Source organism: Acinetobacter sp. WCHAc010034 (genome assembly GCF_001696615.3).
In the GTDB taxonomy this organism is placed as follows: domain Bacteria; phylum Pseudomonadota; class Gammaproteobacteria; order Pseudomonadales; family Moraxellaceae; genus Acinetobacter.
The window spans coordinates 1,186,233-1,200,119 of sequence record NZ_CP032279.1 but is presented as its reverse complement, the minus strand read 5'-3'; the positions used below and the strand labels follow the sequence as shown (position 1 = coordinate 1,200,119).

Here is a 13,887-nt window from a genome sequence, read left to right as displayed (position 1 = left end):
GCCGCAGTTTTAAAACTGCTGAAATGCCCGGCTGGTTTCAGGGTCGAAGTTCTGCGCTGACCAGCCTTTTAATTTTCAGCGCTTTCTCAAAATGATCCAGCTGATGGGTTTTAATCCACCATTCGGCAGCCTGCATCAGCATTTCCGGCTCATCATTTTTATTGGCAAAAAAAGCGTAAAAAGAAAGGCCGACATTTTCACCTTTCTTGGCGATTTTATCGTCACAGATTCGCATGATTCTTGATTGCAGTTCGGGGTTCATTCAATTTGCATCCGTGTCCGGTTTTTCGGAAAGTTCTATTCAAAAACAGTATGCTGCAGCATGCCGCTGATATGCGCAATGATAAAATGCTATGCAGTTCTTGTGATTCGACTCAGCGCTTGAAACAGATTATAAATGATGCAGGATGAGCTAAACCGCCATTTGTAACATCAAGTAGGGTATTTATTGCAAATTGCAGTTTTCGCATCCATGCGCGGCGGATCTGTATATAACTGGATGATCAATTTGGCTGCAAACGCGCGGTTTGCACCTCAGTTTTAAAATAATGTCTAAATGAATCAGAAGGGTAAATAAAATGACAGACACTAAATTCGCCGATTTGAAGAATAAGGCGGCCGAACTGGATCATGAGCTGAAGCATCAAGCCGCAGAAGCCAAGCTTGAAGGCGAAAAGAAACTGCATGAGCTGAAGCGCGCTGCGGAAACGCGGCATGCGCAAGATAAAGCTGCGGCGGCTGAAAAAGTGGATGACCTTAAGGCCAAAGCGGAAAGCGCCAAGGCCGCAGCGCATGAAAAGCTTGATCATTTAAAAGCGGAAGCCAGCCAAAAACTGGACGAAGCCAAGCTGAAAGCTGCCGAACTGAAGCAGGACGCCACGGAAAAATTTGATGAACTGAAAGTGCAGGCGACAGAGAAGCTGGATGAGCTGAAGAAAAAAGCTTCAGAAACGCTGAGCAAGCTGAAAAAGGATGATCAGGCTTAAACCGCCTTTTCATCAGCTTTATCATATGCGTAATACGGACTTCAGAGTTTAGCTATATATTCAAGAAACCGAGTATTGACTTAAACATTGGCATGATCATTTATAGCTAAGTTTACTTAAATGGCTCCGTGAAAATCGTCTTTAGCATCCTAAGCTTCTGAGTAAAATCAACTTCGGATACGCGAAGTGCGGCATGGATGCCGCACGTTGCCCATCCTTGCGCTGCATTTTAAAGCAGTGCTTAAAACTGGCTCAGGACACCGTGTATGGGCAACAAAAGACTTTTGCTCCTTTGGGTCTTTCCAAAGGAGGGGCTTGCCTGCGCAAAGGCTTTTAAATTTTTAAAGGAAAAATGAGGCAGTGCAAGCGTCATCCGTTAATTGCCTAAATGGTTAACACGCTAAAAACCTAATGAAATCATATTTTATAAGAAATTATACATAATACAGACTTTAGAATTTGGCTATAGCCTACCGCAAAATCCTGTTTTTGATCCTGCTGCAGGACTTGATGCTGATCTGATAATGGCGCTTAAAACCTAGCGTTTTACTGGGTATTTCAGCTTTATCTTCAAGCTTATGCGGAACGGCGCTTAACCTTGGCGCTATTTGCCGTTAAACTAGCGCTAATCTGCTGTATTTCTGCTTTTCTGGAGTAACTCTATGTCGTGGCTTTCTTCGCTCAAATCTGTTTTTTCACCGGCTCAGGAGGTGAAGGAAGAAGAAATCCAGCAAGTGCTTCAAAGCTATATTCTGCCGAATTCGGACAATGCGCTGAAAGACCGGATTACCCAGGTGAATGTGCAGGGCCGGGTGCTGCAGATCAGCATAAATACTTATCCTGCAGAAGCGGATGACCTGCAGCGGATACATGACGAGCTGGCGGATGCGCTGGAAAAATGCGGCATTGCGGAACTCAATATGCATGTGATTCAGCAGAAAACCGGGCATGGCGCCGGCGGCTGCGGCCATCAGCATGCAGAAGGCGAAAGCTGTTCAAGCCAGCCGAAAGCGGAAAATGCAGCGCCGAAAAGCAATTTGCCTCCAGTGATGGATGCGGCGGCTTCCGCGCCGGAACCTCAGGCTGAAGCAGCCGATCCGAACAATCCGCCGATTCAGAAAGCTGCGCCGCAGCAGCGCGATGTGCCGAAGCATCCGCGCATTCAGAATGTGATTTTAGTTTCGTCCGGCAAGGGCGGTGTGGGCAAATCCACCACCACGGTAAACCTTGCCTTGGCGCTGCAGCAGCTGGGGCTGAAAGTCGGCGTTTTAGATGCCGATATTTACGGGCCAAGCATTCCAACCATGCTGGGCAATGCCGGCAGAACGCCGATGATTGAAGCTGAAAACTTTGTGCCGCTGGATGCCTATGGCCTTGCCGTGCTGTCGATTGGCCATTTAACCGGCGATAACAACACGCCTGTGGCATGGCGCGGGCCGAAAGCCACCGGCGCATTGATGCAGCTGTTTAACCAGACTTTATGGCCGGACTTGGATGTGCTGGTGATTGACATGCCGCCGGGCACTGGCGATATCCAGCTGACTTTGGCGCAGCGCATTCCAGTCACCGGCGCCGTGATTGTGACTACGCCGCAGAACGTTGCGCTGATGGATGCGACCAAAGGCATCGAGCTGTTTAACCGCGTGAACATTCCGGTAATGGGCGTTATTGAAAATATGTCGACACATATCTGCTCGAACTGCGGCCATGAAGAGCAGATTTTCGGCGCCGGCGGCGGCGACCAGCTGGCGGAGCAGTATCACATTCCTTTATTGGGGCGCCTGCCTTTGAATGTGCAGATCCGTGAAAATGCCGATGCAGGCAAGCCTTCGGTGATTGCCGGTGATGACGCTGCCGACAGCTATCTGCAGATTGCGCAGAAAATTGCCGATAAACTATCTAAAGCGGCTAAAGACGATAAGCGCATTTTTTAAGGCACTATGATGCGCGCGGCTTCTTAAGGTCAATCAGAAGCCGCGGCCATGCAAAAGCAGTTGCTGCATTTTCTTCAACTCTGCCAATAGCTGCGCCTCATCGTCATCCAGGGCTTTATTCAAAGCGGCGAGCCGGGCAGCGTATGCAAGTTCGGCTGAATAGGTTTTTATTTTTAAGCCTATGAATTGTAAGTGTAATTTATAGCCGGCTTAACATAATCAGGTCTATCGCGGGTTTAAAGCCATTCTTTTGATCCTCTTGTTCCACTTCCTTATCACGCTCCAGCGCCACAGGATACGGGTCAGCAGGCAAAGCAGCATTGCGCCGAGCAGCGCTTCCAGCATCAGGCCAGCCAGCAGGATTTTGGCCAGATGAAAATCAATATGGCCCTGTCCGAAATGTTCAGCCCAATGCAAAATCTGGTGCAAAATACCCAGCAGCATGTCCTGATCAATCATATTGACCTGAAAAATTCTGCTGCCGAGCCAAAAGCCAAGATATAAAATCGGCACGACAGTCAGCGGATTGGACAGCCAAGCCAGCGTCAGGCTCAGAGGCAGATTGGCCTCGATCAGCAGCACGGTCAGCACAATAAAAACACTGTGAAAAGGCACGGGCAGAATCCCCCAGAAGGCGCCGATCAATACGGCGAGGGAAATAGACCTGCGGTTCACGTACCAGAGCACAGGGTTGAAGGCGCGCTGGCCAAAAACCTTGATAAATTTCAGCTGACTGACTTTTTCCGGCGAGGGAAGCCAGGATTGAAAAAAATGTTTTGCCATAAGCAAGGGCGCTTTAAAGGAATGGGCATGGTGCATGGCTGGGCGCAGCCGCCTGCCTGAAGCTGCAGGAAAAATATGCGCCGATTAAAACCGCTCAACCTGAAATTCAGCTTAAAACCGGCCAAAGCGGATGCGCAATTGGCCGGTTTTAAGCCGCATCCGCCTTTAAATTAAGCAAGGTGTTTGAAAAGTAATCAATTGTGACCAAATGGTAATTTTGATATTTAAATTCTAAGTATATGAAAATTATTGATTAAATAGGATTGTTCAGGTTTTTATATATCGCCTTACAAATATTTTTTTGCGTCCTGATTTGAACTGATTTAATCTGCGTTCACTCAAAAGTGAGTTTTGCGTATGATTTCATGGTTTTTCATTGGCTTAGTTGTCACTATTTTGCTGACACCGGGGCCTACTAATACCTTGCTGGCGTCATCGGGCATACAGGTGGGCGTGCGGAAATCTTTCCGTTTAATTCCTGCAGAAGCATTCGGCTACTTAATTTCAATTACCCTATGGGGGGTGTTAATTGGAAAAGTCGCTGTGCATTTCCCCTTGCTGCCGACCATTCTGAAATTATTCAGCGCGGCTTACATCCTCTTTTTAGCCGTCCGCCTGTGGAAAACCGCAAATGTTTCGCAAGACTACAATCAGGCGACTATTGGCCCGGCGCAGCTTTTTGCCGCGACCCTGCTGAATCCTAAAGCCCTGCTGTTCGCTTCGGCTATTTTTCCAGCCATTGCCTGGGCAGATCCGCGCTACTATGCAGCCCATATGACGGTTTTCCTGCTGCTGATCATTCCCATTGCATTTTTATGGACTTTTATCGGCTCAATTCTGACTTCCAATAAAATCAGCTGGCTGAATCAGTGCAATCTGCAGAAAATGGCTTCACTGGTGCTGATGAGCTTTTCCATTCCGCTGAGCTATTCTGCGCTGCTTAAGCTTTAATGCGCTGGCGCGGTGCGGCGGCTGCGCGCAATTATGCCGCGGCGGCGGCCGGCTTATTTTCATTGCGCCCGATTTCAGTTAAAGTACCACGCTATATTTGAATAAAAGCATTTTTGGATAGAAACATGGCCATTAAGTCTGATCGCTGGATTCGCGAAATGAGCGAAAAACACGGCATGATTGAACCGTATGCAGAGAACCAGGTCCGTTATGATGAAAATGGCGACAAGCTGATTTCCTATGGCGTGTCCAGCTATGGTTATGATGTGCGCTGTGCGCGTGAATTTAAAGTTTTCACCAATGTGCATTCCGCCATTGTGGATCCAAAAAACTTTGACGATAAAAGCTTTATCGATATTGAGTCGGATGTCTGCATTATTCCGCCCAACTCATTTGCCTTGGCGCGCACAGTGGAATATTTCCGCATTCCGCGCAATGTTCTGACAGTTTGCCTGGGCAAATCGACTTATGCGCGCTGCGGCATTATTGTCAATGTCACGCCGCTGGAGCCGGAGTGGGAAGGCCATGTAACGCTGGAATTTTCCAATACCACTAATTTGCCGGCGCGCATTTACGCGGGCGAAGGCGTGGCGCAAATGCTGTTCTTTGAGTCAGACGAAGTCTGTGAAACTTCCTACAAAGACCGCGGCGGCAAGTATCAGGGTCAAACCGGCGTAACGCTGCCTAAAGCGTAAAACTGTAGAATTTTGAATAAGCAGGCTTTTTAGCCTGCTTATTTTTTACCAGCTTCATTCATCGGAAAGCGCGGCATTTCAGCCGGATTATTTTGCAATTGCGCAATTCTTCAGCATAATTAAAAGTTAAAAGCAGCTTGGCATAACTCCATCATGGAATAGATGGGACAAAACAAATTACAGTGCCGGGAAAAGGAATAAATATAAGAAAGATGCAGCGCATCTGATAACAGGACGGTCGAGATGACTCATTCAAAAAAAGCTTACAGATTCCGCCAGAACTGTGTGGCGGCGGCGGTCAGCATGCTGCTGGCGCCTTCAGCTTTTGCACTTCAGAATTTATCAGATGAGCGCCTTGCTGAAACAACCGGGGAAGGCGTCGCCCTGCTGCCGGAAAATTTCAAGATAGTCTTTCAGGGGCCGAATGACATTTCCGCAGCCTCAAGCTATGGAACGCTGACTGACAAAGCCAGCCTGCTGGAAGCCTCTAAAAAAGACACCGGCTTTATCCGGATTATTCCTGCCGGCGGCAATTATGAAAAGCTGTATGAGCAGAACAGGCAGAAAATCTACAATGATAAGTTCAACGCAGACTATACCTACAAGCTGCAGGACAACTACAACCAGCATTACCTGCCGAAATACAATCAGGTCTATTCCTCGGTAAAAAACAATGCGGATTACCGCGCGCAAATCCGGGCGCTGTATGCGAAGGATTTTGATGCGGACTATGCTAAATATTCAGCGGACAACGCTGCGCAGATCAGCACTCAGACCACGCAGCTGAGGCCCACAGCTCCTTGGACAAGCCGCTATACTGAACTGTACAATCAGCGCAGGGCAGATAAGCAGATATTGGGGAGCTGGTACTCGGAAACAGAGGCGGAATCCAGAGCATGGGCGGAAAATGCAGTTGCAGGAGAAATTAAAAACTATATTATCAGTACAGCCGTCAATGCCAGCATAGATCAGCGCACGAATAACCGGCTGGAAGAAAGCGCTGCCCTGAAGGCTAAAAATGAAGCGGATGCCTATTATGAAACATACCGGCAGCAGCTGTATAATGGCGCCCGCGACTCGGCTCAATCCTTGGTCAGCTCAACTAATCTTGCAGAATCCTTAAAAGCCTCCAGAACCAAGGCGGACGTGTTTATTTATGGACTGGCGCTGTCTAAAAGCAATGGCGACCTGAGCCAGCGCTACAGCAATCAGGGCTTAAACTGGGGCAGTGCGGAAAACCCGTGGCTGTTCAGGTCAGGCACAGCCAAAGACATTCAGCAGTTTAAAAAAGAAAATAAGGCCGATATCGCCTATCTTGCGCTGGAAGCCCCTTTAGCCAGAGAGGGCGGAAACAGCGCATCAGACCGCATTAAGCTGGGCTTCTGGACAGACATTTTTTCCAGATCGCTGGACTCCAGCAGCCAGGTTGACCCGGTTACCGGCGCGCCTGTGAGCGGCCTGGACAAGGACTACCGGCTCAGGGCGCAGTTTGTCGCCAATGGCCTGAGCATTGACGGCTCGCAAGTGCGCTTATTCCAGACCCAGCCATCCAGCACTGCGCAGCATAATCAAACCTTGGGCATGGCCAGCGTTCTGCGCCTGAACACCCATAATGATCCTTCAAAATTAAGCATGAATGATGCGGATCTAAACGCCAGAGGGATCCGCCTCAGCACCGCAGCCAGAACCGATAATGATGACGGCGCTGCGCCTACTCCAGCCATGGACGGCAGTTTTGCGCCAATCTTCAATGAGTCCGATGGCCTGTACTTATACAGCGCCAATATCAACTTGGTGCTGGGCAATATATATCAGCCTTTTGTGCTGGGTTCTGAGGGCGGCAATATTATCCTTGAGCTGACCCGCATTCCAAATGTGCCTGAAATTTATACTAAAATTTACAGCTATTATGCAGATACCGATGGCGCCAATCCGCTGGTGAAAACCAGGGAGGGTGCGTCGGCTGTTCAGCCGCAATTGAAGGATTCCGACGGAATCTACCGGGTGCTGGAAGGGTCAACCTGCAATGTCAGCGCCTGCGGCTCAAATACCTCTGAAATTAAAGCCGGAAGCGCAACGCTTAAATATCAGGGAAGCAATGCCACGCACAGCAGCATCGCAATCGGCAGCGTCACCCGTGATCCGCTGAGCAATACGCTGAAGGCGAATAGAGCTGCGGATTCTACCGGGGTGGTCTTCAGAGGGCCTGCAGCCGGCAGCGCGCCGGTCAATCTGGGCTCAGCAGCGATTGACGGCGTCCTGATCCAGCATTTTAAAATAAAAACAACCGGCCTCTAAGGAGCAGAGCATGCTGAATAAATCACTGAGCGCTGCGCTGCTGCTGGCTGCCGGCGTCTGCCATGCAGAGCTGTCCGGCCTGAATGCGCAGGAAATGCAGGATGCGCGGGGCCAGGGCGGCGCGGATTTAAGCTGGACGCTGTCTTTAAACCACCGCTATGCAAATGACATGAGCCTCAAGGATATCTCAGTGCGCGATGCGCAGGGCAAGGTCAGCCAGGCATTTTACAGCTATGACTGCGTGCGGGATGTGCAGTGCCGCTTTGCATTTTCCCCGAATAATCATAAAGACGGCGATAATCAGAAATGGCTGGTGTTTAAGCAGATTCAGGGCACGATCCAGATTGAGCAGTTTTCATTGGCGGGAACCACCATTTTAAACAAGGACGGCAATCCGCAAACCGCCATGAAGCTTTCATTTTTAGATGACAAGCCGCTGAAGGTCAGGAATCTGGGTTTTGCAAATCTGTCGGTTGAAACCGATGACGCCAGCCTGAAAGGCTATTTGAAAGAAGGAAAATACAGCCAGTATGACGCCTATACGCTTAATGCGAACGGCGACAAGGTATACAGCAGGGCGGATGTTCCGGCCTTTGACCAGGGGGCTGAAAAAGGCTTTATGGGGCTGAACATGCATGGAAATATGCATATATCTGGCGATTTGAAAATCTTCAGCTACAACTGCGCCGGCACAGGAACCAGCCGCTGCTGACCTTAAAGGTTTCAAAAGGATGTTGGAATGCACAAAATAATAAAACTGAACTTGCTGGCGGCGGGCATATGCCTTGCAAATCACGCCTATGCGCTGGAAGCCCTGAATGACCGCAGCCTGGGAAATGTCACAGGGCAGGACGGCATTTCCATTACTCATGAAGTCGCGCGCGCAGACATTGAGCAGCTCAACTGGGCCGATTATTCAGGCGCCAATGCCCCTCCAATCAAGCTGGGCCTGCATGATGTGAAAATCCAGTCCGCGCAGAATCATCAAAATATACAGACAAAACTGGACTTCGATGTCGGGGTGACGCATCCGGACAATACGGCGAGGGAAGGCGCAGGCATTGCGCTGCGGGCCAGCGTTTCGCCGTTTTCCGCGGCGGCGGCTAAAATCATGCTGCTGTGCGAGCCGAATTGCGCAGCCGGAGAAAGCGGCCAGAACCTCGGCAGCCTGAGCTTTTCGACCATTTCGCCTCTGCAGATTTATCTGGCCACAAGCAACGGCCTGTTTAACCGCAATGACAAGGCGTATTTGGAATTTCAGCTGCAGAATGCCAGCATCAGCTATGGCCAGAACGGCCAGAATCTGACACTGAAGGATTTCAACTTCAATTTTTCTGCCGACGGCTATCTGTATATTGACCGTGACGAAGGCATTGTGCTGACCACCAAATCTCAGGATGGAAATACAGACCATATCGTCAATCTGGGCCGGGTCGAAGATCAAACCGATGTGCATGCCAGCCGCGCAGGCAAAGCCAGCAATCCCGGCGTCAGCCTGGATCTGCGCTACGGGGATGCATCCAGCCAAGGCAATCTGATCCGTCTGGGCGCCTCAGGCGGCCTGAGCAACGCGAAAATACTGTTCAATGCCAATCAGGCGGGCATTGCTTCATTTACCCATGTCAACCGCGGTGCAGGCAATGCCGCCGAAACGGTAACAGCAGCCGCGGCGGGCTACGGCTTTAAGGACGGCGGCGGCCTGCATTTCGGCGTTTCCGCCGATTTCCTGCATAGCGGCGCCAATCCGACCGTATTTGAACTGGGCCATACCGGCACAGGCAGCTACGCCATTGAGTTTTCAAACCTGACCCGCCTGAACGTGCGCAATTCAAATGACCCGAATGCTGCGCGCAATCAGCAAAACGCCTATATTGATTTCGGCGATATTTATATCAACAGCATCCGGAGCAACGCTTTAGGCTTTGTGATTAATGAGCAGATTAAGAATATCTTAGGCGCGCCGGCTTATGAGTTGGTGTATAACCCTGCGCCGTCCGCCAATGCGCAGAATATGGTGCTGGTGGCTGTCCGCGGCATGGACTTTCAGGCGATTTCCCGCAAAGCGCGCTTTATTTCGGACAACTCTATTGCGGACATCAATGCCGAGCCTAAACAGGCCGCCACCTGGGGCCTAGGCATCCCGATCTATAATCTGAACGCGAATACCGCCCTTTTTGCGAAAGACTATACCAATGCCAAAGGCGCGCTGAAATCCGGGCTGGGCTATGACTTCGCCATGTCTACAGACGGCTACGGCATAGATGCCAAAACCGGCACACCGAATACCACTTCAATTATCGTGATTGACGGTGCTGCCGGCAGCCACGGCGAAGAAGTGAATTACTATGCCGGCTTAAGGAATATTGATTCCTATATCAAGGCCAATGGGGTGATTGGCTTTGAAGATCAGGAAATCTATATCCGCGCCGACAGCCTGCTGGTGGCTGCGCGGGCTGAAATGGCCATCGGCCAATTGCCCGGCTCGCTGTATAACTGCGCAGCCGGACAGGCTTCATGCGAGAAGAAAGTTGTGCCGATTGACAGCTTTGCGCGCAAGGATGATGTGCTGGCCAGCATCGCCTTCAAGCTGGACGGCAAAGGCGAGCTGTTTATCATTCCGGGTCTGGAAAGCGCCAATGGCACGCCGGACACCAACTATTTATCGCTCAAAGCCAATTTTGAATTCAATCCGCTCAGCGGCGCTGCCGACCGGGGCAGCTTCATCAGCATCATCAATGAGGATGTCAAAGCCGCGGGAACCGCGGAATCCAGCGTTAACCTGAATAGGCTGCAGGGGAATATTGGGCTGGAAACCCGGCTGCATGTGCAGAAAGATGCTGTGGTGATGGACAGCCAGGTGAAGTTTAACCGGCTGGGCACGGCATCGGCTGCGGGCCAGGCCTTCACTGCGGAATTGGCGATTGCGCCGGCAGGAAATATGCAGAAAATTGCGGATATCGCAATTACCGGCGGCGCTATGCGCAGCAGCTTAGGCATAACACCAAGATAAAAGAAGAATTTAAAGGGAATTGCAATGAAAAAAATACTGGTTGCCGCTGTCATTGGCAGCATGTGGGTGAGCGGAAACGCCGCGGCGTTCCGCAGCCTGTCCGATGCCGAACTGGCGAAAGTGGATGGGCAGGCCCTGCTGAATTTTTCCAGGGACGCCTACAGCTATACCACATCCAACAGTGAATCTGTCAGTTTTTTCAAATTAAGCCTGGATGCTGAAATGGAGCTGAACACCAATATCAAGTCGCTGCAGCTGGGCTGCGGCGGGGTGAACGGGGCTGGAAAATGCGATATTGATATCGCGAATTTAGCGCTGAGCGGCCTGCCCAGCCGCTACGACAGCAACGGCGTGCCGGTATATGACAATGGCCGCGCCAGCACCAGCGCGAAAATCACCAATCCTTTCATTGAATTTGCGGTAAAGAATGGCGGCCAGGCTTCAACGCGGGAAATTGTCGGCTTCCGGCTGGGGGCAGCTGAAATACTCGGCATGCTGACTGCAGGCACGGAAAATTCACGGGATCCGTCAGACGGCATCCAGTCTTTCAGCGGCTATATGAAAATGGCGGCGACACAGGGGGATGTGAATACCAAAGCATCCAAATTCGGCGTAACGGAGTCGCAGGAAATTGAGGGCAACCTGCATGCGCTGGGCCAAGACCGGGTTTTCAGAAGCGATCATACCAATGCGAGCAATACCGGAATTACCGTTCCAAGCATCAATGTCAAATTCAATATGCCGGAAACCGTGGTGACCGGAAAGCGTATGACTCAAGCGAAGGTGGCTGGCATTTCCGCGAATATTCCGGCTATTCCGCTGGCAGCCGGCGAAAATGCCTCGCAGGCGGAAGTAGACCGCTTTAAGAATGATCAGCTGTATGTTGGCTTTGATCCGATTCTGGGCATTGCAAAATCTTCATTATTTAAAATGGGCACCGGTTCGAAAATTTCACAGCTGAATATGGACATCAGCTTTACTCAGGCGCTGAGCATGATTCATAACCTGCCCTTAACAGGCACTGGCGGCTACCTTTCGCTGCAGAGTGAAGCGGTCAAATGGTCTGGAACTGACCGGGAAGATATCGCGCAAACCGGCTGGTGGATGTCTCTGAAGGATCCGGTGCAGCTGGGCTATCTGCAGGCGCAGGAAGAAGTGGATATCTCTGCTGTGCTGCCGCAGGTTGCCGACTTGGTGACCGCATTCATGAAGACGCCGGAACAGGAAGTGAATGTCGGCACATGGGAAGCGCTCGGCAGCCTATTCAATGTGCCGGTGGTCAGAACGCTGAATATTGACCTGGCCACCGCCACGACGGCAAATCCGGCGAGCATTTCCTTGAACAGCCAGATCCTCAAAAATCAGCAAGTGGTGTCCAACTGTTTCGGCGGCCTGAAATTCTGCTGATGCGGCCTGCATAAAAAATCCCGCTTCCGCGGGATTTTTTATGCATCGGCTAAGCGTTATTTTGCAATTTTAGCCAATAATTCTTCTTTGGAAATATTCACCGACTCAGCATCGCGGCGGCCTTTGTATTCAAAAGTGCCGGCATCCAAGCCTTTTTCGCCAATCACAATGCGGTGCGGAATGCCGGTCAATTCAAGGTCAGAGAATTTCACGCCCGGACGCTCATTGCGGTCATCCAGCAGCACGTCATAGCCGGCGGTAGCCAGTTCCGCATACAGCGCTTCAGCCGCTTCCAGAGTGCGCGGCGATTTATGCGCATTCATCGGCACAATCGCCACTTCAAACGGCGCAATGGCCGCAGGCCAGATAATGCCTTTGTCATCGAAATTCTGCTCAATGGCGGAAGCCACCACGCGGGTTACGCCAATGCCGTAGCAGCCCATGGTCACGGTCAGCGGCTTGCCATCTTCGCCGAGGACTTTGCAGTTCAGCGCTTCAGAGTATTTCTGACCCAGCTGGAAAATATGGCCGACTTCAATGCCGCGCTTGATTTGCAGCGTGCCTTTGCCGTCCGGAGACGGATCGCCTTCCACCACATTGCGCAAGTCGTAGACTTCGGTGAACTGGGCATCACGCTCCCAGTTGACGCCGGTTGCATGCTTGTCCGCCTCATTTGCGCCGGCGACAAAGTCAGACAGCACAGAGGCTGCACGGTCGGCAATTACGGCAATGCCTTTTTCCGCTAAGCCTTGCGGGCCGATAAAGCCGGCGGTTAAGCCCAGTTCGGCAATCTGCGCTTCAGAAGCAAAGGCCAGCGGCGCGGCAATCAGCGGATGCTTTTCAGCTTTGATTTCATTCAGCTCATGGTCGCCGCGCAGGAACAGCGCAACGACAGGCGCAGCCTTGCCTTCTTCAGCAGCGCCTTGAACCAGCAGGGCTTTGACGGAATGCGCAGGGTCGGTGCCCAGGAATGCCGACACATCAGCAATGGTTTTCTGGTTTGGCGTATCAACAATCTGCAATGCCTCCGCAGGCGCTGCGCGTTCGCCGGTCAATAGCGCTTCCGCCATTTCAACATTGGCTGCGTAATCAGATTCAGTCGAGAATGCGATATCGTCTTCGCCGCTGGACGCCAGCACATGGAATTCATGCGAGCCTGAACCGCCAATCGAGCCGGTGTCTGCCTGCACTGGGCGGAAATTCAGGCCAAGGCGGCTGAAAATTCTGCAATATGCTTCATACATATTGTCATAAGTTTCCTGCAGCGAGGCCTGATCGGCATGGAAGGAATAAGCGTCTTTCATGATGAATTCGCGTGAACGCATCACGCCGAAACGCGGGCGGATTTCGTCGCGGAATTTGGTCTGCACCTGATAGAAGTTTGCCGGCAGCTGCTTGTAGCTTTTCAGTTCGCTGCGCGCAAGGTCGGTAATCACTTCTTCGTGCGTAGGCCCAAGCACAAAGTCATTGCTGTGGCGGTCTTTAAAGCGCAATAATTCAGGGCCGTACTGCACAAAACGGCCGGATTCCTGCCACAGCGACGCCGGCTGCGTCACCGGCATCAGCACTTCCAGCGAGCCGGCGCGGTTCATTTCCTCACGCACAATCGCTGCAACTTTATTCAATACGCGCACGCCCATCGGCAGCCAAGTGTACAGCCCGGATGCCAATTTACGAATCATCCCGGCACGCAGCATCAGCTGATGTGAAATAACTTCAGCATCGTTCGGGGTTTCTCTCAACGTTGCAAATAAAAAGCGGCTCGCGCGCATGGAAAACTGTCCTGAAAAATTAAGCGTTAAAGCAGGGATTATACAATAAAA

Annotated in this window: 11 protein-coding genes; 8 read left to right on the top strand and 3 right to left on the bottom strand. The window is 51.2% G+C overall.

All coding sequences use genetic code 11. The features are described from left to right. Positions 1-37: 37 nt before the first annotated feature. A complete protein-coding gene (locus BEN74_RS07345) occupies positions 38-262 on the bottom strand; it encodes a DUF6500 family protein (RefSeq protein WP_068910933.1) in 225 nt (74 codons plus the stop codon). Positions 263-578: 316 nt separating this feature from the next. On the opposite strand from BEN74_RS07345, the gene BEN74_RS07340 reads away from it, so the two are divergent. Next, entirely contained in the window at positions 579-986 is a 408-nt protein-coding gene (locus BEN74_RS07340; RefSeq protein ID WP_068910934.1) for a hypothetical protein, read from the top strand. A gap of 662 nt (positions 987-1,648) precedes the next feature. Further along, positions 1,649-2,920 carry an iron-sulfur cluster carrier protein ApbC gene (gene apbC, locus BEN74_RS07335; RefSeq protein ID WP_068910935.1) on the top strand — a complete coding sequence of 424 codons (1,272 nt, stop codon included), beginning with the start codon at positions 1,649-1,651 and terminating at the stop codon, positions 2,918-2,920. A gap of 225 nt (positions 2,921-3,145) precedes the next feature. On the opposite strand, the gene BEN74_RS07330 is transcribed toward apbC, so the two are convergent. Next, positions 3,146-3,709 carry a DUF2062 domain-containing protein gene (locus BEN74_RS07330; protein WP_228200426.1) on the bottom strand — a complete coding sequence of 188 codons (564 nt, stop codon included), beginning with the start codon at positions 3,707-3,709 and terminating at the stop codon, positions 3,146-3,148. A gap of 351 nt (positions 3,710-4,060) precedes the next feature. On the opposite strand from BEN74_RS07330, the gene BEN74_RS07325 reads away from it, so the two are divergent. The 6 genes from BEN74_RS07325 to BEN74_RS07300 all read left to right on the top strand — a co-directional run bounded on the left by BEN74_RS07325 (position 4,061) and on the right by BEN74_RS07300 (position 12,064). Beyond that, positions 4,061-4,654 (top strand): LysE family translocator, encoded by a 594-nt coding sequence (locus BEN74_RS07325; RefSeq protein ID WP_068910936.1) that lies wholly within the window; start codon positions 4,061-4,063, stop codon positions 4,652-4,654. Positions 4,655-4,779: 125 nt separating this feature from the next. Then, positions 4,780-5,349 (top strand): dCTP deaminase, encoded by a 570-nt coding sequence (gene dcd, locus BEN74_RS07320; RefSeq protein ID WP_068910937.1) that lies wholly within the window; start codon positions 4,780-4,782, stop codon positions 5,347-5,349. 243 nt (positions 5,350-5,592) lie between these two features. Next, positions 5,593-7,647: a hypothetical protein gene (locus BEN74_RS07315; protein ID WP_068910938.1), complete on the top strand. Its 2,055-nt coding sequence runs from the start codon at positions 5,593-5,595 to the stop codon at positions 7,645-7,647. A gap of 10 nt (positions 7,648-7,657) precedes the next feature. Next, a complete protein-coding gene (locus tag BEN74_RS07310; protein ID WP_068910939.1) occupies positions 7,658-8,359 on the top strand; it encodes a hypothetical protein in 702 nt (233 codons plus the stop codon). Positions 8,360-8,386: 27 nt separating this feature from the next. Next, complete coding sequence (locus BEN74_RS07305; protein ID WP_068910940.1) at positions 8,387-10,657, top strand: DUF6160 family protein; 2,271 nt, start codon at positions 8,387-8,389, stop codon at positions 10,655-10,657. A gap of 24 nt (positions 10,658-10,681) precedes the next feature. Beyond that, entirely contained in the window at positions 10,682-12,064 is a 1,383-nt protein-coding gene (locus BEN74_RS07300; protein WP_068910941.1) for a hypothetical protein, read from the top strand. Positions 12,065-12,120: 56 nt separating this feature from the next. Here the strand turns inward: BEN74_RS07300 and BEN74_RS07295 are convergent, their stop codons facing one another. Further along, positions 12,121-13,836: a proline--tRNA ligase gene (locus BEN74_RS07295; protein WP_068910942.1), complete on the bottom strand. Its 1,716-nt coding sequence runs from the start codon at positions 13,834-13,836 to the stop codon at positions 12,121-12,123. Positions 13,837-13,887 lie beyond the last annotated feature (51 nt).

Coding starts and splice junctions, on each gene's coding strand:
- BEN74_RS07345 (WP_068910933.1), bottom strand. CDS start 262: ATGAACCCCGAACTGCAATCAAGAATCATGCGAATCTGTGACGATAAA.
- BEN74_RS07340 (WP_068910934.1), top strand. CDS start 579: ATGACAGACACTAAATTCGCCGATTTGAAGAATAAGGCGGCCGAACTG.
- apbC (WP_068910935.1), top strand. CDS start 1,649: ATGTCGTGGCTTTCTTCGCTCAAATCTGTTTTTTCACCGGCTCAGGAG.
- BEN74_RS07325 (WP_068910936.1), top strand. CDS start 4,061: ATGATTTCATGGTTTTTCATTGGCTTAGTTGTCACTATTTTGCTGACA.
- dcd (WP_068910937.1), top strand. CDS start 4,780: ATGGCCATTAAGTCTGATCGCTGGATTCGCGAAATGAGCGAAAAACAC.
- BEN74_RS07315 (WP_068910938.1), top strand. CDS start 5,593: ATGACTCATTCAAAAAAAGCTTACAGATTCCGCCAGAACTGTGTGGCG.
- BEN74_RS07310 (WP_068910939.1), top strand. CDS start 7,658: ATGCTGAATAAATCACTGAGCGCTGCGCTGCTGCTGGCTGCCGGCGTC.
- BEN74_RS07305 (WP_068910940.1), top strand. CDS start 8,387: ATGCACAAAATAATAAAACTGAACTTGCTGGCGGCGGGCATATGCCTT.
- BEN74_RS07300 (WP_068910941.1), top strand. CDS start 10,682: ATGAAAAAAATACTGGTTGCCGCTGTCATTGGCAGCATGTGGGTGAGC.
- BEN74_RS07295 (WP_068910942.1), bottom strand. CDS start 13,836: ATGCGCGCGAGCCGCTTTTTATTTGCAACGTTGAGAGAAACCCCGAAC.